Genomic DNA, 20,237 nt, shown 5'->3' with positions numbered 1-20,237 from the left:
GCTCAGTCCTTGCGCGGCCAGTCGACGACGAGGCGGCTGTAGGCCTTGTCGATCACGAAGCGCGGCTCGGCCGCGGGCAGCTGGTCACGGGCGTCGCCGACGGCCATCCGGAAGCCGGGCTCCGGCCCGTCGTTGCCCCAGCCGCGGTGCCACTCGCCGATCTCAGTCACGACGTGGTCAGTGAGCTCGGCGGCGCGCGAGCCGTGGCCGGTGACGCCGACCTCCCAGAACTTGCCCTGCTCGTCCTCGCCTTCACGTTGGGTCAGGTAGGCGAGCGTGTCACCGTCGAGGGCGGCCATGGCCCCCCATCCGAAACTCGGGGCGTAACCGGGCCGGGAGCCGGGCATGCGGGACAGGCCGTTGGGCAGCACGCACGCCAGGTACAGGTACATCCACTCCCAGGGGGCACCCTTGCGGAACTTCACGCCGGTGTAGAGCGTGGTCTGCGGCTGGTCCAGGACGGTGCGCATCGCTTCGCGGTCCACCTCCTGTTCACTGAATGTCTCCAGGCGCACATTGCCCTCACCCTCGTGGGGAACGAGGGTGTAGACGTCGTCGCAGACGCCCTTGCGCAGGGGCACGAAGGTGGCCATCTCGCAGGAGACCGTCTTCCAGGTCTTGCCGTCGCCGTCGCGTTCGAAGGCGAAGCTACGGGAGATGCTGCCACGGATCCGCATCGGGAGGACCAGGCGTCCGCCGGGGGCGAGCTGGTCGAGGATCCGCACGGGAACGTCGCCGGCGCCGACGGTGAACTGGATGCGGTCGTAGGGGGCGTGCTCGGGGAGACCGGCCGCGCCGTCGCCCAGTACGGCGGTCACGTTCGTGGCCCCGGCCTCGGCGAGGTTCTTGCTTGCGCCGTCGACGAGGTCCTGGTCGACGTCGATGGTCCACACGTGGCCGCCGGGCGCGACGAGGTGGCCGAGGAGGGCGGCGTTGTAGCCGGTGGCCGCGCCGGCTTCGAGGATCTTGTGCCCGGGCTGGGCGCCGAGCTGCTCCAGTTGGGTGGCGACGATCGAGGGTGCGGAGATACAGGAGATCATCTCGCCCGTCGCGTCGTGCTTGATGGGTACGGCGTCGTTGACGTACGCGGCCTGGAGGTTGACGCCGGGGAGGAAGCGGTGGCGCTCGGTGGCCCGGAAGGCGGCGATGACGTCGGGGGTGCGCAGGTGGCCGCTGTCGGTGAAGCGGTTCACGAGTGCTTCGCGCAGTTCAGCGGGGTCGGTGACGGAAGTCAGGGTGCTCTCCATGCGAGTGAGGTTATGGTCCGGGGAGGGGGGCTGGCGGGTGAACACGTCGGCTGTTCCCCTTTCGGGAAAGGCGACTTGACGGCCGAGCCATGCGGTGGCGGCCTGCTCGTCGACGGGTACTGCGGCGCGGTTGAAAGCGAAGATCGCGTGGTGGGCGAGGACGGCGCGCAGGCCTCGCGTCAGGCGGCCCTCGGAGGCGAGCCGTCTCAGCTGGCGGCCGGTGTCCTCGAATGCGGCGACGCGCTCGCTCCAGCCGGGTTCGGCGTCCGGCCGCCGGGCTGCGTCCGCGTTCATGAGGCGCCGCATGGCCTCAACTGCCTGGTCGAGGGCCGGGCCGGTGGGCGGGGTGGCGGGTGGCCGTAGGGAGGCGATCTTCGCCCATACGTCGCCGGCCTCGAACGGGTCCAGGCCGGCCGACCGGATCATGGTGGAGAGCAGCAGGACGCAGCGCTCTCTGGCGCCGGGGATGCCGGTCTGGTCCAGGGCGGCGCGGCTGTCCGCGCAGAACAGGTCGTGGGCGACGGTCATGCCTTCGGGGCCGCCGAACGCTTCGGTCTCCGGCTCGTAGATGCCGCCGGTCCAGCCGCTGGCTTGGCCGGCGGCGACGAGTCGGTCCAGCACGTCGGCCGCGGGGCGTTCGGTGCGCAGCCGTAGTCCGCCGTCCTTGCGCAGGAAGTGGAACCGCTGGTCGGACAGTGCGGACGACAGCGCCTGAGCGGCGTGTTGGGGCACCCCTCCGCCGTTTGGGAAGGACACGCTGGCGTGCCACCAGCCCCTTTCGGCGGGTAGTTCGGGGAGGTCTTCGGCCATGGTCGTGGGCGCTCCTGGTCGATGGGGGCTCGGTTCGGCTGGCGGGAGAGGTGGTCAGGTGATCAGCAGGGCACTGGTCCAGTCCGTCTTGTTGGTGCCGTCCAGTGCCAGGTGTGCGCCGGTGCGGCCTTCCAGCAATCCGGGCTTGGGCAGCTGGTCCAGGTCGGCGGCGAGGCGCAGGGTGAGGTCGTCGATCAGTGGTGCGAACCGGTCTGGAGTGTTGCTGTCGTCGGCCATTGCGCGGGCGACGGTCAGCAGGCCGGCCCAGCCGTGGCACAGCGAGGCGTCGGTGATCAGCCGCAGGAGGGTCGGATCGGTCAGCGTGCGTATGGCGGTGTCTTCCGCCGCGCGTCGGCGGGCGGGGTCTTTCAGCGCGATCCCGGCCAGTTGCTGGGTGCGGGCGATGCCGAGCCGGCCGTAGCACCAGGACGGTCGCGCGGGTGCCGGCTGGGGTGGGAGTGACAGTTGGTCGTGGGTGGTCCAGTAGCAGCAGCCGTGGGTGTCCAGCCAGCGCGCGAACACGTCGATGGCGTCGCGCTGTCCCGGCACCTGGACGTCGTGCCGGACGGCGAGGGAGAGCACCGCCAAGGGGCCGGCGATGCCGTGTGCGACGCCGTTGTCGCTGTGCCCGCCGGGCATCTCCTGGTGGGCGGGCCCCACCGCCGACCACCATCCCGGCAGCTCCCGGCCATCAACACGAACCGGCCGGGCCAGGGAGACCAGATAGGCCAGAACCCCATGGAACAGCGGCGAGGGCGCGCCGCGGGTCAGCAGGAGCGCGCCCAGCCCGGTCAGGCCGCGGATGAGGTCGAACTCCGCCGGACGTGTCAGCTCCCCGGTCGCCTGCCGGCTGCGAGCTGTGGCCAGTCGGGCGGCCACCACACGGTCGACGGCGTCCCGTACAGCGGGGTCGGTACGCCCGGCGCGGCCGAGCACGAACTCTAGCGCCGGGGCGCCGTGGAACAGGGACGCGTTGCCTCCGGCGCTGACGCCGCCCGCAACGGCCTGGGCCAGGCTGTGTCGCGCGGCTGCGAGGTCATCGCGCTCGATGTGCAGCAGGGCCATCCCGAGTGCGCCTTCGGAGAGTTCCTGCGTCCTGGGCGGGGTTGCCGTGGCTGTCATGAGCGCGCCTTCAGTGGGATGACGATGCTGTGGGCCCGTCCGCCGATCCATCCGTCGGCGTCCGGGGGCGGCGCGTCGTACAGCACCGCGACCCCGGTCGGGCTGGCGTCAAGGTGGGCGCGCAGCAGGTCCACGGGCATGTTCTGGCGCAGGTCGAGCGGCAGGTGCTGGTCGTCCTCGGCCAGCAGCACGCGGTCCGGCATGCCGAAGCGTCGCCTCCAGGCGTGCAGTTGCCCGGCCCACTCATCGCGCGTCGTGGCGCGGCCGGGCAGATCGCGGGCCCGCAGCTTCCAGCGTGCTGCCGTCAGGATCGTCCGCCGGTAGTGCAGTGCCGGGGTGAAGGGCAGCGTCCAGGCAGCGCCCCAGTCGAACCAGGACACCTGCGGGGCTGCGGATCGGCTGATCTCGGCGAGGAACCGGGCCAGGGGCGGGGTGTAGTTGTTCCACACGAAGTTGATCGCGGTCGGCGCCAGCAGCTCCAGACGGGTGCCGGTGGCGGCTTCGGCGAGGTAGAGGCGGCCGTCGCGGAATCCCACGGCCAGATCGGACGGGAACAGCACCCCCTGCTCCCGGTGCCGGAACTCCCCGACGCTGACCAGCCGGGGCAGCACCTGCGGGGCCCGGGTGAGCAGATCCGCCCGGACGCGGCCGGCGTGGAAGGACAACTGGGCCAGCTCCGCGCCGGGCTCGACCGTGGGCAGACCGGCATACCCGGCGCCGGCCGACGGGAACAGGTGCCAGAACCGGCCCGCGAACGAGCCTGCCGCGCGGGAGGCGGTGGATACCCGAAGGCGGAAGTCGCCGTGCTCCAGAGCCTGCGGCGAGCCGGACTGGACCTGCGCGCACAGTTCGAGATGGGGCGGGTTGATCATGCGCTTCCCGGCGGCCGCCTCCAGCTCCTCGATCATCGCGCCGGACAGCGCCACCGCGGTGCGGCCCTCGAGGGCCGCGGTACCGGCGAGCTCCAGCAGCAGCCGGTCTCGCCGGGTCATCGGGCGGGGCGGCTCGGATACGCGGCCGAACCCCTCGGGGAATCCCAGGCCCTGCTCGGGGTCCGTCACCAGGTCCAAAGCCACGTTGACGTTCTCGCCGTAGCGGTCGGCGAACTGCTCGATGTAGCGGCGCCATGCGGGGGTCCCCGCCGGATGCATGGCGAGCCGGGTCAGAACCGTGGCGGCGGTCTCCGCCTCCGTCAGGACTGCCTTCGGCAGCCGCACCGTGGCGTCCAGCCGCAGATCCGGCGCCGTCACATGGATCTGGGTGGCCTCCCGCAGAGCAGGCGGCAGGGGTGCGGTCGGGTCGGCGACGGTGGCGGGAGCGCGCAGCGAGGACCGCAGTAGCCGCACCTGCAGGAGCTGGGCAAGCATCCCTGCCCGGTGATGTTCGGCCGTGTTCGGGAACTCGGCGGCGAGCTTTTCCGCCAGGGCCGCGTACTGGATCGGTGTGCGGGCGGCGTCGAGGACTAGCGCGAGGGCAGGCGTGAGCGCGAGCGAGAACTCCGAGGCGCCCTCGGAGGGGATGTAGACGCGCCCGTCCCGCTGCTGGGCGAGGTTGTTGACGCAGACTTCGATGTCGGACATCCGCTCGCTGCCCGTCTCCCAGTCACTGATCGCCGTGTCCAGCGCCACCGGGTCCGGCCGGCGGACCGCCAGGTGCTGGTCCCCGACGCGCACTTCGGCCGCACCGCCGAACTCGAACAGCGCGACACCCGCGAACAGGCCGAACGGGGCCGAGCGGCTGGTGTACCTGATCGCGTACCGGGCGGCGGCCAGGGCGGCCCGCCGGACCCGGCGTACCTTGTGCGACCGCCCGTCGATGATGGATTGCACCTGACAGCTCAGATCCGGGCTGGCGTCGGAGACGGTCTTCCGGAAGGTGTCATCGGCCCACACCGCGGCCAGCCATGAGCGCCAGTGTTCGGCCTGTGCGTCGGGTCCCGGCCAGGGCGGCATGTCCGGCCCGGTGACGTGCGCGGCCGCGCGCAGGATCCCTTCGCCGGCACTCTGGTACAGGCTGTGTCGGGAGCGTGTCATGACCCTCCGTTCTGGGCGGGGGGTGTGGGCTGGACGAGGGCTCCCGTCCGGCCCACACCGCGGGGCTGGGCCGGGCCGGTTACACCGTGGAGCCGGAACAGGCGCTCGGGCAGGAGGAGCCGCAGGTGTCGCCGGTGCTGCACATGAGCACCGTCTCGGTGTCCGGCGTGTTCTCGATGAAGGTGATGTCGAGGTGGAACGGGTCGTCCGTCTCGGCGTCGGCCGCGGCGGGCTCGGGGGTGCCGGCCGTCCGCTGGATGGTCTGCGTGCTCATCACTGCTCCTGTTCCTTGAGGGAGGAACTGCTGAGGTGGGTGTGCAGCCAGCGGTCTGGTGCTACCGCGTGGCTTGGCACCGCCGGTCGCGGCGGTGCGGGATTGCGCGAAGTGCCTTGCGCACGTGTCGAGTTGAGAACACACCGTGACGGCGTGCTGGACAATGGCGTGCACCGATCCAGCACCGATCCCACGCAGTGAGGCGGTCCCCTATGTCTGATCAGCTCCGCGACCATATGCGGGAGGCGCGTAGGGCATCCGGCGTCGTCTGGGCGAGGTTCGCCCGTGAGGCGGGGTTCGGCGAGGCGTACCTGCGCAACGTGGAGAACGGGAACAGGTCGGTGACCCCGGCTGTCGCTGCCGCCTACGACCGAGTGCTGAAGACCGGCGGCGCCTTCACGGCGGCGCTGCACGAGACCGGCTCCGCAGCCGCCACGGCGGTGCCGTGGGACCAGCCAGGGAGCCTGACCGTTCTGACCGACCTGTTGAAGGGGAGCAGCGTGGATCGCAGAGGTTTCCTCTCGGCCGGGGCGGCGCTCACCCTCTCAGCGAGCAGCTGGTCCAAGGCCCTCGGGTCGGGCAGAGCAGACGGGGTGCACGGAGAGGTACCGGGCGGCCCGGCGCTGTTAGCCCATATCGGCGACCGGCTCGATTACCTGCGGCATATGGATGACGAGCTGGGCAGCGGCGAGGTGTACCAGCTCGCCCGAAGCGAGCTGTCCTTGATCGTCACGCAGATCAAGTCGCGCCGCTACCACGGTCCGGCACTGGACCACCTGTACTCGATGGCGTCGGAAGCGGCCCGGCAGGTCGCATGGGCGGCGTTCGACCAGAGCCGCCCCGGTATCGCCCAGCGGTTCTTCGACGGTTCGTTCCGGGCCTCCGCCGAGGCCGGCGATCCAATCAGCGGCGCGTACGCGCTGTCGTTCGCCGCGATCCAGTGCTACTCCACCCCCGGACAGGCGGGCAGAGCGGTGTCGCTGCTGGAGACGGCAGAGGAGCAGGTGAGGCGGAAGGCGACTCCGCGGATGCACGCCATGCTGGCGGCCCGCACCGCCCGCGCCCTGTCGAAGACGGGCGCGAAGAAGGCGTGCGCCCGGCAACTCGACATCGCCCGCCAGGCGCTGGGCAAGGGCGCGCATGATGACGATCCGAAGACGCTGTACTGGGTGGACTACGGCGAGATCGAGATGATCGCAGGCTCGTCCGCCTTGCAGCTCGGCGATCCCGCCGAGGCGCTGCGCCGCTTCGAAGCGGGCATGGCAGCGGCGTACCCGGGCGACGAGGAGTACCCGCGCAGCCACGCGATCTACCTCGCTCGCGCGGCCGAGGCACATCTCGCCATGCACGATCTAGACGCTGCGGTCGCCACCGCACGCCACGCGGCCAGGTGCCTCGGTTCGGTGGACTCTGCGCGCTCGGCCTCGGAGCTGAAGGGGCTCCGCGAGAAGCTGGCGCCGCACACCTCGCACGCCGCTGTGCGGGAGTTCCTACAGGTCGGGTAGGCCAAGTTCTTCGCGCAGACGCCGCGCGACGACTTTCTCGTCCAGCGCCAGGAGCGGCGTGATGCCGAGCCGGTAGGCGGCAGCCAGGTTCTCTTCGCTGTCATCGACGAACAGGCACCGCTCGGCCGGCACGCCGAGTTTGCCGAGGACCAGGCGGAAGATCGCGGGGTCGGGCTTACGCACCCCGTGCTCTGCAGAGAACACAACCTCGTCGAAGGCGCCGTGCAAGTCGAAGCCTGCGTAGGGGTCGTACGGCTCCCGCCCGAGGCTGTTGGACACGACCGCGGTTTTGATCCCGGCAGTGCGGGCCTGCCGGGCCACCTTGATCACCTGGTGGGCCGGGAAGGCGTCGTTGAGGTAGCGGGCCATCAGGTTGTCCGGAGCGACGCCGATCAGGGCAGCGAAGCCGTTGTTCCAGTCGGTCTGGGTGATCTCGCCGAGTTCCAGTTGCCGGAAGAGGTCCTGCCCTCGTGGGTCGGCCCAGGCGCGCAGGAAGGTGCCTCGGGCCAGCTTCTCCCGGTCCTCGAAGTAGGAGATCACCTCGACCATGTTGAAGGTCAGGACCCCGAAGAAGTCGAAGATCACGGCACCGTACTTGGGCTCTGCGATTGTCGGCATTCCCAAAGCGTACGGACCATAAGGCAGTTGCGGCAGCACCGCCCGCGATCGTGGTGCGGTCCGCTGGGCGCGCAGGGCCCGCTGTGATCGGGGGCGCGCGATCAAACGTTTCGGGCGGCGATGAGCTGATGTCGCTGGAACTTCGCTGGCACGGTGCCGGGCAGGTAGCTGAACATGTTCCGTCCTGCGTCGTCGAGGCCCAGTTAGCGGGGCGCACCGGCGAATCGACGTTGTTCAAGGTGACGCATCAGCCGTGCGGCGAAGGGCGACAAGGCCGATACGGGCCTTCGGACCGTGCCGCCGACCTGTACGACGCCGTGAGTGAGGCGCCCGCCGGTCAGGGGCGCCTCGACGTCGCCCCCTCCATCCTCTTGCACGTCTTCCGAGGGCGGGCGCTCACACATGGGCCCTCACTGCGTTTCTCCGTGATCGTGTTGCTGCTCGCTCACTCGTACGTCCAGGGCTGGCCGGTGGCCTCGGGGCGGGTGCGGTACTCCTCGACGGGGATGGGTTCGACGCCGGGATTCATGCGGTTCAGCAGAGTTATCCCGTTGAGGTGGTCGATCTCGTGGGCGATCAGGCGGGCTGTGCCGTGCTCGTAGTCCGTTGTCGCCGTGGTGCCGTCGGGCGCCGCGGTCTCGACCGTGATCTGCAGCGCCCTGGGGACGAGGGCCCGTACGTCGAAGAGTGACAGGCACCCCTCGTACCGTTCGTCGGTCGCCTGGGAGGCTTCGATGATCCGGGGGTTGAGCAGCACAATCGGATCCGCGTGGGGTGCACGGACGACGGCCGCCGCGCGGTTGATGCCGATCTGCGGGGCCGCGAGGCCGAGACCTTTGCCGGAGAAGTCGTGGGCCCTGGCGAGCCGCTCCATGACGGCGAAGAGGTGGTGCACAACGGTGTCGGCCTGGGCCCGCTCGGACGGGAGATGGAAAGTGCGGGTGGGCTCGGCCAGGATCGGCGCGCCGTACTGGACGATTCCGAGACCGCGCATCTGTTCGCTGGGTCGCACCGCTGTCTGTGTCCCTTCTCTGCCCGGCCTGGGTTCCGTCAGGATTGTCCTGCACCGGTGATGTGGTCCAGGCGGTTTCGGCCATGGCAGGTGCTGCCGGTGCTGCCGTCGTGGCCTTGGCCCTGCAACAAGGAGGCGCGCAGCCGGTGAGGGGGCGTGTTGGGTGTCAGTGGCAGGCTGTGACGCTCTCCTCGCCTGTTCCGCCTTGGTGATGCTTTCCACGCGGCGGTGACGCTGTCATCTGACGCTCGGCTCTCCCGGCCTTGTGGGGTGGAACGCTGGCTGACCTGGCACTTCGTCCCGCCACGACGCAGGTGACGCTACAGCGCACCATGTCTCTGATTCTCCGCCCCCTCTTCTTTCTATTTAGTGAGAAAGGGTACGAGAGCGTCATTGCGTCATCAGCGCCAGTGCCGGGGATGACATCCAGGTCAACACTGGTGTGGGTGGATGTGGTTGCGTCATGGCCTGCGTCAGGGTGCGTCATTGCTGGCCTGGGACAGTGAGCCCTGACCGTTTGCCACTTTGACCGGCCGGAGCGCGATGGCAGGGCTTCTCGTGGAGTCGTACGGGGAAGCATCCACACCGTGGCCTTCCCCGCAGATAAACCGCTGGCAGTCGACGGCCGTGGTAACTCCTTAATCTCGTTCTCACGGGGCGGCGAGGCAGCGCCGCCGCAGGACGCCCCGCTGCCGGCGGCGTTGGTCACCTTGTGGCGAGCCGGTCGCGTCCTTATGGTCTTCGATCGGTACCGCCAGTCCTGGGAGCTTCCAGGGGGTAGCGTCGAAGAGGGGGAATCCCCTCGCCAGGCTGCCGCGCGCGAGTTGATGGAGGAGAGCGGGCAGCAGTCTGATGAACGGCTGCGGTTCATCGGCTATGCGCGGTTCGTGCTGGCGCCTGACCGGCGAGCCGAGTATCTGGCCCTCTACGCGGGGTCCTGCACCGAGGCCCGCGCCTTCGAGCCCACCGAAGAGATTGCGGCCATCCGCTGGTGGAACCTTTTCGAACCCCTCCCGGGGTATGTGCAGCCCCTAGACGCCTATCTCGCCGCTCTCACCCGGTAACCCAGCAGTTGACGCCACTGTGCCAGCAGGCAGTGGTCAAAGTATGCCAAATGGTCAAGATTCACTGGCACCGGACAACTGCAGCGTGGCGGGTAGTCGGCGGCCGTGACCGAGTAGATGGCGGGTGTTCACGGCTGGTGGCGGAGATGCCGACGACGAGCATGTGAGCTGCGCTTTCGCTGGTGGAGTGCCTCGTCGACGTGTGGGAGCCGCCAACCAGCCTGAACGGTCACAAGGCGGTGGCCGGTCGGGTCACGCCGCGGTAGTTGGATGATGGTCACGCTGGCGCGGCGGCTGTCCCGGGGCGGTCGCATGAGCATCTGCGCTGGTGGGGTGTCCGAGGTGGCTGTCAAGTGCCGTGCAGGGGCGCGGTGTCGGGGGCGTGGGCGGGCATCGCGAGGGCCCGCGGCGCCTTGGGAGTGGGGCGGGATACGGCCAGCGTCAGGTGCTTGGACTGGGGTCGGGGTCGAGGGTGATGAGGAAGCCGCGGGTGGTGCTGCTGCGGGGGAGTTTGCGGATGTCGATGCCGCGTTGTCGCAGGGCGGGGGCGAGGGAGGTCAGGCGTGCGGAGAGCAGCGCGGTGGTCTTGGGCCACTTCTCCGGGAGGGGTCCGGGTGGCCGGAGGGTTTCGTCGATCTGGCTGGTGGGGGCCTGCCAGTGGGTGGTGCCGGTGGTGCGGGCCCAGCGGGTGAGGGCGGTGGCGACGGGGTCGGCGTCGATGACGTCGTCGGTGATCGCGTGCTGGGAGCCGGTGTAGGTGGCCAGGGAATTCCAGCCGGTAACGGCGTCCAGGGCCCACAGCAGTTCGGCCCAGTCCGCCATCCGGGGGCGTTGGGTGAGCTGGTCGGCGGCGTCGGGGAGTTTCGCCCAGACCAGGGCGGCCAGGTCGAGGAGGCCGCCGAGGATGCGGGCGTGGGCGCGACGGTAGCTGGTCCACAGGTCGCGTTCGCTGCGCCGGGACTTGGGGCCGATGGTGTCCAGGGTGAAGGGGAGGAGGCGTTCGGCGAGGTCGGGTTCGAGGGCGCCGACGTCGATGCCGGTCAGCAGGAGGGGGCGCTGGTAGGACCAGGAGGCGACGTCGTCGTCGGTGTACATCTCGCGTTTGGCCACGGACTGTCCGGTGACGGCCCGGCACAGGAAGTCGCTGAGCCACTGGGGGATGCCGGCGAGGTTGTCCAGGCCCATGGTCCAGCCGGCCGAGGCGGCGACGGCGCCGTCGTCCTCGCTGCGGGGCGTGCCCCGCACCTCGGCGTCGATCCCGTCGATCAGCCGCAGCAGCTGGCGGGCGGCGGTGGACTTGGCGGTGCCGCGTTCGCCGTTGAAGTAGGCGACGGGGCGGGGCATGTCCGGGCGGAGTGCGGCCAGCAGCCAGGCGACGGCCAGCGGCCAGGCCTGCTCGGACAGCGGGGACAGCTCGCGCAGCAGCCCGATGCCCGTCTGCCAGCCGCCCGGGTCGCGTTCGGGCAGGGGCAGTTCACCGGTCAGCTTGGTACGCCTCCACAAGGGGCCCTCGTGGACGGGCGGGGTGGTGACCGACCAGGTGCCCGGTTCGATGCACACGCTCAGCCCGTCGGCGCGGCCCAGGTCCAGCCAGGTCCCGTGGGGGTCCACCGGGTCGGGGGCGACGCGCAGGTGGACCGGCTGTTTCTCGGCGTCCAGGGCGAGGGCGTCCATGGCCGCGATCGCGTCGGTGAGCGAGCCCTGGCCCGGCGCCCGGCCGGTGCGCAGCACGTAGGAGCGGTTGAGGAGTTGGCGCAGGCTGCCGGTGCCGCCGAAGCCGCCCTTGGCGCGCAGCGGGCGGGCGATCGGGGGGCCGTCCAAGGGGACGGCGTAGGAGGTGTTGTCGTGTTGCACCAGGTGGTACTCGTCCATGCCCAGGCGCAACAGCACGTCGGCCTGCGTCAGCTTCGGCCCCCGCTCCGCGGCCCGCGCCGGCGGGGGCGGCGCAGACTCCGGCTCCCCGGGTCCGCCCTGCTCGGGCGTGGGGTCGGCGGGGTGTGGTTCCCGGGCCGGGAAGGGCAGTGCCGCGCGGGTGGTGAGGGGGTGGTTCATGACCGTGCTCCCGGAATCGGGATGGTGCGCGGCGAGCGGATGCCCGCCTGGAGTGCGCGGCGGATGGTGGACTGCGCCTTGGCCTCGCCGGGGTCGACCCCGGCGAGTGCGGCGGCCTCGGTGAGCGCCTGGTGAACTTGGTCGTGCTCCAGCAGGCCGGCCCCGACCAGCTGGCCGAGACGGAACCCGGCACGGTTGAGCAGGTCGTTGCGGCCGGTACGGGCCGCCGCCACGGTCGCGAGCTCCCTGCGCAGCGCCGCGGCGGCATACGCGCGTGCATCGTGGGGCCGGTGGTCCGGGCCCGGGCGGGGCAGCCGGGGCCGGCGCGGCGGGGACAGTGCGGGATCGCGGGTGCGCAAGCCGACGCGGGCCAGCTCCAGCGCGAGCCAGCGCGGAAGCCGGGCCAAACGCCGCTCAGGCCCGACCAGCTGATAGCGGCCGGCCGCAGTCACGGTGCCGGGCGCCACCGCGGTGGACCAGCCGGCCCGCACGTCGACCTGCCACCCGAGCCGGCCCGCGCCCTGCACGAACCTCGCCTTCTCCTCAACCCGGTACCACAGGTGCACACCGCCGGACGGCGTGCGCACCGTCAGCGTCGGCGGTGCCTCCAGCAGGCTCGCGGCCCGACGCACCCCGCACAGCAGCTTGAGCACGTCCACCCCGGTCCGCACCCGCCCCACGTCCGGGTGGCCGGTCAGGTCGATCCCCGGCAGCAGCAACTCCAGCTTTGGCAGCGGATGGTGGTGGTCGTCCAGGTCGACCACCAGCACGCCGGACGGGCCGGTGGCCACCCCCACGGCGAAGTCCCGGCCGCGCCACCACCGGTGGACCAGCTCACGCTCCCGCGTCGCCGCCCGCACCCCGTGGCAGTGGCGCCCCGCCGTAAGGCACCCGCACTCCCCCGCGTCGCGGCCGGCGAACCCGCACGCGGCACGCTCGCCCGGTGCCGGAGGCCGGCATTGGGGGCAGTTTGCGGCCGGGCGCTTCGACCCGGGCAGCAGCGGATGCACCCACCACCCTTGCTCCGCGCACCAAAGGGCCAACTCCAGCCCCCGCGTCAAGGCGCACTCGCCGTCTCCCGGCCCGCGCCCGCCCACGGCCGCAGCACCTGGGCCGCCCCGCCCTGAGGACGAGAGGCCGTCGGTGCCGACCTGAGCCACCAGGCGCCGGCCGAGTCCCGGTTCGTGCGTCCCCGCAGCCGCCGCTCCCTCACCCACACGGCCGTATGCCCGTGCGGCAGGGCCTCGCTGGCGTCCGCCCCGCTCCCGTTCCGGCTCGGGTGCGAGCGCTCTCTCGCCTGTGCCCGGGTGACCCGACAGCCGACCCCGGCGTCGTCGGCGACGCCATGCGGCACCGGCCCGCGAACCGGCGCCAGCCGGCCACGGCGCCTGCGAACCGCAACCGTGCCCCGACGGCCACGGACAACGGCGAGCCCGTACACGCGCATCCCGATCACACGCTCACCCGCTCCCGCACCGCACCGGCCCGGTCCTCCGGCAGCCGCTGAGCCGCCAACGCGGGCAACGCCACCGTCCAGTCCGTGCGTTCGGCGGGCTCCGGGCCGAGCGAGCACACACAGCGCAGCTCGGCGAGGAGTTCACCCAGCCACCGCTCGGCAACCCGTACGCGGGCCGCCTCCGCGGCCTCCCGCACGGCCTGACGGGCCTCCGGTTCGTTCGGCTCGACCTGCTTGCGGCGCAGGGCGGCGGCCGCCATCCGCGCGGCCGTCTCGGCCTCCTCGTGCTGCCCGAGCCGCACCAGTGCCGCCCGCCGCCGCCGGTCGCGCAGCTCCTCGATCAGCCGCCGCCCGGCAAACGTGACCGCTGCGGCATCGTGCCCGTCCTCGCCGAGCCGCGCGAGGCGTTCCTCCAGCACGGCCCGGGTCGCCCGCTCGCAGTCCCGCCACAACGCGCGGGTCCCGGCCGCGTCACCGGCATCGAACGTCAGCACCAGCGCGAAGGCCGTCGCCTCGCCCACCGCGGCCTCGATCCCGCGCCGCTCCGTGCACTGCAGACACAGTCCGGCCGCCCCGTCCAGCCCGCAATCCACACACGGCGCCTGCGCCCGCGCCCACTGGGCCTCTGCGAACGCTTGCCGCTTGAGCTCGTAGGAGGCCTCCCGCACCACCTGCTCGGCCACCGCCCGCTCCCGCGCCGCCGCCTTGCGCACGAGCTCCTCGCGCACGGCCTCGTGCAGCCGCCGCTCGACCTCCCGGCCCACCTCCCGCTCCGCGATCACCACACGGCCCGACAGCCGCTCCGCAAGCAGCTGCTCGGCCACCCGCTGCCGAAGCCCCCGCCGGTCCCCCACCAGCACCCGGCAGCTCTCGCACGCCCCCCGGGTGTCCATCCGCAGGCCCTCGTCACACACCGTCTGCCAGCACCCGGGCCGCTGCGGCAACCCGCGCTTCAGCAGCCAGCTCACCAGGTCCACCACCGGACTGAGCTGCTCATCCAGCCGGCGCTGCAGCCGCTCGGCCAGCACCCGCTGCGCCAGCTCCGGCTCCACCAGCCCCCGCAACCGGCCGACTTCACCCCGCACGAGCGTGGCCAGCCACGCCCGCGTACTCGACCGGCCCAGCCGCGACCACAACCCCGCTACCGGAGCCAGCGCCTCACCCAGGTCCTGCGGCAACGACGCCGGACGGGCGAACACCGGTCGCCCGCGTTCGAACTCACCCTCCCCAGAACCGAGCTGACCGGGCTTTTCCCCGCGCAGCGGGCCACCTTCAGCCCCACCGCCTGCGGCATCCGACGAACCAGCGGCGTGCTCGCGTGTACCCGCGCGCTCCCGCCGACCACCTCCGCCTCCGACGGCAGAGCCGGAAAACCCACCACTACCCGCACCCTCATCGGCAACCTCAGCAACCCCAGAGTGCTCAGCGTGTAGGGACGCGGCACCGGAGCGCCCCTCAACCTCCGGCAACACCCCCTCGATACTGCCGCTCTCCAGCTCCTGACCTGCGCCTTCTTCATCGACAGAGGCCTCATGATCTCCGGGTGCAGTATCGGGGCGCTGCTCAAGGAGGTCCTCGAAGGACTCCTGGCACCACCCCTCCCCCGACAACCGAACCGGCTCCTCCCCCTCCCCCGCCGTCTCCACGGCCGCGCAACCCGGGCAGACAGACGGCCCGGCCGAGGAAGGACCGTCCGCAGTCTCTGGTCCGGACGGGACAGGAGCAGCGGACGCAGGTCCCCCGGCAGACGCCTCCGCGACCGCCGGCACCAACAGCAGCTGCTTGCCCCGCATCCCCGAACCCGCACGACGCGACGGCGTCTCCACCACGTCCCACCGCCGCAACCGCGTCAGGACCTTGCTCGCCCCCGACACCGAACACCCCAGCAACTTCGCCAGCGTCGCCGCACACCGACCGCGCCCGCCCTGGACCGTCCCACCGACCAGAGGAACCGTCCCGTCCTCACGCGCATGCAGCACCAGCAGCAGCAACGCCAACCGGTCCGTCGCCGCCCCTTTGTGCTGACGCTCCGCGAGCGGGCCCGCCGGCGTATCGACCCCCGCCCACCCCGGAGCGAACAACGCCTCCAACAAGCCCAGCAGGACCGCGAACTCCTTCCGCGTGAGCGCTAGCGCAGCCCCGTACTCACCACGCACCTCCCACACCGGCTCCACACGGCACAACACCCCCTCGACCCTGCCGCTCGACGCGGTGACAACCTCCGTCGTCACCGCCTTCGCCGCCACCAGGTCAGGGAACACGTCGTGATCGACACTCGACTCCGAAACCCCCAGCCACCGGCCCAGCTCCCGAGCCGTCACCTGGACCTGCCCGGTGCGATGGTTCGTCTTCCCCATGAGCACAACCGCAGCCAAGACCTGCGTGTGTGTACAGCCACGCAGCCGCGGATCAGCGATCAGCGCTCGAACCGCAGCCGAGAGGCGCGTCCGCATAACCCTGCTGAGCAGTAGAGGACTAGATGACGCGAGTTCGGCAGTAGAAGTACGTGTGTTCGGCCACCGACGGGGCGCGGCGCCTCGCCGATGGACCTCTTTTGGGATATATGTTCCTTTTGGGGCCAAGTCCGGGGGAGACTCGTTCGAGCCTGTTTTTGGCAATACAGGACTAGCCCTATGGCTGGCGGCTATGATCTGCTCCAGAACTGCATAGGGATGAAGGCACAACACGACCGGCCGCTCGACCGATTGAAGTGAAACTCCAGGTCAGCGGGGGTGAGAGTGGATTCCGCCGCAAGGCGGATGGGTCAGGTCAGGCCGTTGTTGATTCCTCCTCCCCTTGCGGCGTGCGGGTGGCTCCGCAGGCCGACAAGTGACGCCGACTGAGTCGGCTCGATGCGGCAGACAGGAAAGAACTCGGGGTGGCTCCCCGAGTGGTGGCGATGGGCGGCTTGGCGAAGTCGCCCGGTGAGGCGGCCCTGGGGGTCGCCTTTTCGCTTTTGCCCCATGGAACGAGCTCCCCGGTCAGTGACCGAGGCGATGATCGAACCGTTGACCTCGCTGTGGTGTGGCGCACCCCAGCACGTCCAGAAGCAAGTGATGTTGGCGTGTTGGCAGACCGATGCCCGGCAGTCGAGGCGAGTGCCCCGCCAGCCGGATCGGCTCCGTGCATCACACCAAACATCACGGAGCACAGACTATCCTTAAATGGATCTGCCTGAGGCTGAACCTTTGGAGCGTGTCTAGTGGCAAGGTTTTCGGAGCGGCACTGGTCATCACAGCCTGGCGCGATGCCTGCTGTGGAGGATCAGCACCCCCGGACGTTCGCCGCGTACGAGCCGGACTTGCTCACCGGACGACAAATCCGACTTTCGCCCGAGCTCGCGGCTGAGGTCGCGGAGGTTGACCTCTTGGTGCGGTCCTTCAATGATGCTGCGCCTACCAGCCCCCACCTTGAATCACTGGCACGGTTCCTCCTGCGTTCCGAGGCCGTGGCCTCGTCGAGGATCGAGGGAGTGGTCGCTTCAGCTCGGGCCATCGCCCACCTCGAACTGATGCTTGCGACCAAGTCCGGCGACGAACAACGGTCTCACCGCGGCATCAGCGACAGCGCTCGAGAAGTCGTGAACAACGTCCTAGCCCTGCGGCAAGCAGTCACTGCCCTAACCGAGACTGAGACGGTGACGGTGGAAGACATCAACAGCCTGCAGGCTGCGCTCATGGTGGAGACGGAACAGCATGAGACTTCAGGGTTCCTTCGCACCGTGCAGAACTGGGTGGGTGGAACGGCCTATGGTCCGCACGGAGCGGAATACGTTCCTCCTGCCCCGGAACTTGTCGGGCCCCTCATGGATGATCTCGCGAGGTTCATCTCCGAAGATCACCCTCTGCCTCTCGTCCAAGCGGCACTAGTGCACGCCCAGTTCGAGACCATCCATCCATACAACGATGGCAACGGTCGTACAGGGCGCGCGTTGATCCACACTGCCCTCGCCCGTCAGGGCCTGGCCGTCGGCCATGTCCTGCCAATCTCTATGTCACTTTTGGCCCATGCCCGCGAGTACATCGCCGGGCTGAATGCCTACCGGTATGTGGGCGACCCAGGAAGCCCGGCCGCCGCGGCAGGCGTGGATGCGTGGATCCGCGTCTTTCTGGCCGCTACACGTGATGCCGTCGCCGAGGCGAGGCGCTTCACTGACGAGCTGGCGCACATGCGAAAGACCTGGCAGGCCAAGCTGGCGCATTTTCGAGCGTCTCAAGGCCGACGAGGCCAGCCGCGCAAGGGCGCCGCCGTGGTGCGACTGATGGAACAACTTCCAGGGGTGCCGATCGTGACGGCCAGAGCGACGCAGATGTTGCTTGGGATCTCGTTCGTGGCAGCCTCGAGCGCACTGGAAGAGCTGGCTGGTTCAGGAGTAGTGCAGGTCAAGGAAGTGGAACGCGGGACCCGTGCGTACCTGGCAACGGATGTCCTCGATTTGATCAGTGGCGCAGAGCGCCGACTAAACACGAAGTGGGACCTGCCGGAGCTCGACGCTTGGGCCTGAGAGCGGTTTCCTTTAACGCGGCGCGTCGCCAGTTAAAGGCAAATGTAACACTGTGTAGCGATGGTGGCCTCTAGTGATCGCCTCCTGGCTTAGGCCTGGAGTGCGCGGCTGGGTACTGCCGGGCGCTGGCCTGCGGCTTGTGAACCCTTGCCGGGCACCCGCGCCCACAGCGGCCTGTCCAAGGCGTCTCTTAGGGTGACAGCCGGCAGCTTCCGCCCGTCCGTTCCCGAGAGCACCGCTACGCTGCGGCGGGCCCTGCTGGCTACGACGCGCGTGCTCTGTACGTGGGGGCCGAGGCCGGAGGGCACGCTACGGGGTTCCTGGCCAGGAGTTGGTCGTCGACGATTTGGTGCAGCGCGAGTTGATCGCGGAAACGTGAGTGGCAGGAGCTGGTGAACATCGCCTGTCACGGCCTCGTCCACGCCCTCCTGGCTGGGCCTGCGCCGCGACCCAGCACTCCAAGACCGCCGATCAGGCCGCCACCTATGTGTCGCTGGAGGATTCCGACCGGGGCTGCATAGAAGTGCGCCATCGTCCCGCCACCCGCACCGTAGGCCCTGTCGCGCGCTGCCGCGTTCGCCGCACGGCGCCGCGACGTTGCGGAAAGGGCGCTGGCAGACCCCGAACCGCGGACCCGGCTTGGCTACGCCTGCAACGCCGCCCGCCACGACCTCGCAGACGACGAGCAGGTAGAGCAGTGGCTTCAGGACGTCCGCACTGATCTCGCGCTCGCCGACGTCGCCGACAAGTTGGCCGGGGCCCGCCGGCTCACCGCCGATCACCGGGCCTTACTGGACGTCTGCGCCGCCTACGTCGACTGCTCCGAGGCTGAGGCGTACAACGGGGCTCGGGACGCGGTGCGCCGCTCAGCTGGACTCCCGCTGCACCGGGCAGCGGAGCGGGTGAGCGTGGAGGTCGGCGCGGTTTTCCGGACGCGGGAGCGGATGTACGGGCCGCCGTCTGAGCGGGGCACCGTGGCGCTGGTGTGCGGGGGTATGTCTGGCGGCGTCCTTCCGCGGTCACTCGGCCCGCCAGGCCGCCGATCTGGTCCGAGTTGCGGTCGCTGCGGAGCTGGCCGGAGCCGGAGCGTCGACAAAGCCTGCCTGCCCGCGTCGCCGCACGCCAGCGGTAGCATCCACGGCGAGCCCCTCGGCCTGGGAAATGGCGGTGCTGGCGCTGAGGTGGCCCGACGTGGTTGCGCAGATGTGCGCCCGCTTTGGGGAAGGCTCTGAGGCCAGCGGCCGACGCGACAGACCGCCTGCTCCTGGTGAGAGACCGGCCGCTGACTGGCGGCCGGGAGTCGCCGGTCGCCTATCTGGCGGCCTCCCCCGTCCTGAGCTCGGACGTTCCCCATGGCTCCCGCGAGGTGCCTTTCCTCGAGCGGCCGGGCCTTCTTTTCAGCGCGCTCGTGGCCGCCCCGGCCCGCAATGCTCGCCAACCTGGAGTAGCAGGTTGCCCCCACTCGTCTGCCCGCAGGTCCGGTTGGCTGCCAGCGGGACAATCACCTGCGGCGCCGCCGGCTTGGAGGCGGCTGAGGAACTGCTGCGTATGGCGGTTCCCGCGGGTGCCCGGCGAAGGTGACTGCTGCGGCCGTCGCCGAGCAACGCTGCACCCGCCGCGCCGAGCGCGGACACCGCATGGCCGGCGAGGAAGAACGGCTCTACCGGCTCGCTGACTCCTTCAGTGACGGTGACACCTGTCAGGTGCCGGACGGCCCGCGAGAGCTGGAGCCGCTGGAGAAGCTCGTGCGCGGCTGCACTGGAGCGCGCTGAGTGTCGACGCGCTGTGCGGCCCGACTGGTGGGCCGGTGTGTTCGGCACCCTGGAGTCCGTCATCCTGCCGATTCGTCGGACTCCACCCAGCGATAGCTGCCGACCGCACTGAGCCTGACCGGATGGGCACCTACGAGAAGTCACCTGACCCCTGCACGATCATCAGCGCATTCGCTGTCTCCGCCGCGGCTACCTGACCGTGGCTACAGACTGCACACGTTAGCCGACCCCCGAGTCGCGCCGTGACAAGCACTCCCGGGCGCCTCATGGACCAGCCAAGGGACAGAATGGCCCCTCTCGCGGCCGTTCAGGCCGCGAGCGGACAGTTGGAGCAGCCGATGCGAGATCGGCCGTCACAGCGTAAACATGCAGGTCAGAGGCCCTTTTTCGGCGCGCCTATATGCCCGCAAAAGGGATAAGTCGGTCCTGGTTGGCGAGGCTTCTGAGCGGATCCGCACTGTGGCACACCAACTGCTATGCCTGCCTTCCAGCAAGATCGTGGGTCAGTAGACCAGCAATCTGGCCTGCCCATCGGCATCACAGCCGCATAGCCCGGAATCACGCTACTGCGGCTACAAAACGCCAGCTCCGATAGACCGCCGACTTGCTCACCCAAACGGCGCCGTGATGGCGCTCATGGCGGCCTGAAGGAGGTCCTATCCGGAGGGGACACGTAGCGCGTGTCTGAAGGGCAGGCTCGTGGTGTCGCAATCGGGCTCCCCCGAGTTCGACCGACCAGCCAATCGCCAGGTAACTCCTGAAGCCTGT

The 20,237-nt window shown here is 70.2% G+C and carries 13 protein-coding genes; 4 read left to right on the top strand and 9 right to left on the bottom strand.

What is annotated here, in order from left to right:
* Window positions 1-2: 2 nt before the first annotated feature.
* From fxlM to ABZ896_RS20020, 4 genes are all read right to left on the bottom strand, one after another.
* Window positions 3-2,057, bottom strand: a complete 2,055-nt coding sequence (gene fxlM, locus ABZ896_RS20035; protein ID WP_360930399.1) for a methyltransferase, FxLD system — start codon at window positions 2,055-2,057, stop codon at window positions 3-5.
* Between the two features lie 54 nt (window positions 2,058-2,111).
* Window positions 2,112-3,179: a lanthionine synthetase C family protein gene (locus tag ABZ896_RS20030; protein WP_360930396.1), complete on the bottom strand. Its 1,068-nt coding sequence runs from the start codon at window positions 3,177-3,179 to the stop codon at window positions 2,112-2,114.
* Complete coding sequence (locus tag ABZ896_RS20025) at window positions 3,176-5,212, bottom strand: lantibiotic dehydratase family protein (RefSeq protein ID WP_360930393.1); 2,037 nt, start codon at window positions 5,210-5,212, stop codon at window positions 3,176-3,178. The genes ABZ896_RS20030 and ABZ896_RS20025 overlap by 4 nt, the downstream gene beginning before the upstream one ends.
* 79 nt (window positions 5,213-5,291) lie before the next feature.
* The gene (locus ABZ896_RS20020) at window positions 5,292-5,486 is read right to left on the bottom strand and encodes an FxLD family lanthipeptide (RefSeq protein ID WP_360930390.1); all 195 of its coding nucleotides are present in this window, start codon (window positions 5,484-5,486) and stop codon (window positions 5,292-5,294) included.
* A 212-nt stretch (window positions 5,487-5,698) separates the two neighbouring features.
* Here ABZ896_RS20020 and ABZ896_RS20015 point away from each other — a divergent pair, with 212 nt between their 5' ends.
* Window positions 5,699-6,991, top strand: a complete 1,293-nt coding sequence (locus ABZ896_RS20015; RefSeq protein WP_360930387.1) for a helix-turn-helix transcriptional regulator — start codon at window positions 5,699-5,701, stop codon at window positions 6,989-6,991.
* Here ABZ896_RS20015 and ABZ896_RS20010 read toward each other — a convergent pair.
* Window positions 6,977-7,648, bottom strand: a complete 672-nt coding sequence (locus tag ABZ896_RS20010; protein ID WP_360930384.1) for an HAD-IA family hydrolase — start codon at window positions 7,646-7,648, stop codon at window positions 6,977-6,979. The genes ABZ896_RS20015 and ABZ896_RS20010 overlap by 15 nt on opposite strands.
* 406 nt (window positions 7,649-8,054) lie before the next feature.
* Window positions 8,055-8,603 carry a peptide deformylase gene (locus ABZ896_RS20005; RefSeq protein WP_360930381.1) on the bottom strand — a complete coding sequence of 183 codons (549 nt, stop codon included), beginning with the start codon at window positions 8,601-8,603 and terminating at the stop codon, window positions 8,055-8,057.
* Window positions 8,604-9,208: 605 nt separating this feature from the next.
* Between ABZ896_RS20005 and ABZ896_RS20000 the strand changes: the two genes are divergently transcribed.
* Complete coding sequence (locus ABZ896_RS20000; protein ID WP_360930378.1) at window positions 9,209-9,685, top strand: NUDIX hydrolase; 477 nt, start codon at window positions 9,209-9,211, stop codon at window positions 9,683-9,685.
* A gap of 441 nt (window positions 9,686-10,126) precedes the next feature.
* Here ABZ896_RS20000 and ABZ896_RS19995 read toward each other — a convergent pair whose 3' ends face one another.
* The 3 genes from ABZ896_RS19995 to ABZ896_RS19985 form a co-directional block, all read right to left on the bottom strand.
* Window positions 10,127-11,737, bottom strand: coding sequence for a hypothetical protein (locus ABZ896_RS19995; protein WP_360930375.1), 1,611 nt, complete (start codon window positions 11,735-11,737; stop codon window positions 10,127-10,129).
* Entirely contained in the window at window positions 11,734-12,834 is a 1,101-nt protein-coding gene (locus ABZ896_RS19990) for a bifunctional DNA primase/polymerase (RefSeq protein ID WP_360930372.1), read from the bottom strand. Before ABZ896_RS19990 ends, ABZ896_RS19995 begins: the two co-directional genes overlap by 4 nt.
* Before the next feature lie 355 nt (window positions 12,835-13,189).
* Window positions 13,190-14,392 (bottom strand): hypothetical protein, encoded by a 1,203-nt coding sequence (locus ABZ896_RS19985; RefSeq protein ID WP_360930369.1) that lies wholly within the window; start codon window positions 14,390-14,392, stop codon window positions 13,190-13,192.
* Window positions 14,393-16,440: 2,048 nt separating this feature from the next.
* Between ABZ896_RS19985 and ABZ896_RS19980 the strand changes: the two genes are divergently transcribed.
* Both ABZ896_RS19980 and ABZ896_RS19975 read left to right on the top strand, forming a co-directional pair.
* Window positions 16,441-17,697 carry a Fic family protein gene (locus ABZ896_RS19980; protein WP_360930366.1) on the top strand — a complete coding sequence of 419 codons (1,257 nt, stop codon included), beginning with the start codon at window positions 16,441-16,443 and terminating at the stop codon, window positions 17,695-17,697.
* Window positions 17,698-19,274: 1,577 nt separating this feature from the next.
* Complete coding sequence (locus ABZ896_RS19975) at window positions 19,275-19,469, top strand: hypothetical protein (RefSeq protein ID WP_360930363.1); 195 nt, start codon at window positions 19,275-19,277, stop codon at window positions 19,467-19,469.
* Window positions 19,470-20,237 lie beyond the last annotated feature (768 nt).

This window comes from Streptomyces sp. NPDC047072, from assembly GCF_040643855.1.
Taxonomy (GTDB): domain Bacteria; phylum Actinomycetota; class Actinomycetes; order Streptomycetales; family Streptomycetaceae; genus Streptomyces.
This window is presented reverse-complemented; position numbering and strand designations above follow the sequence as displayed.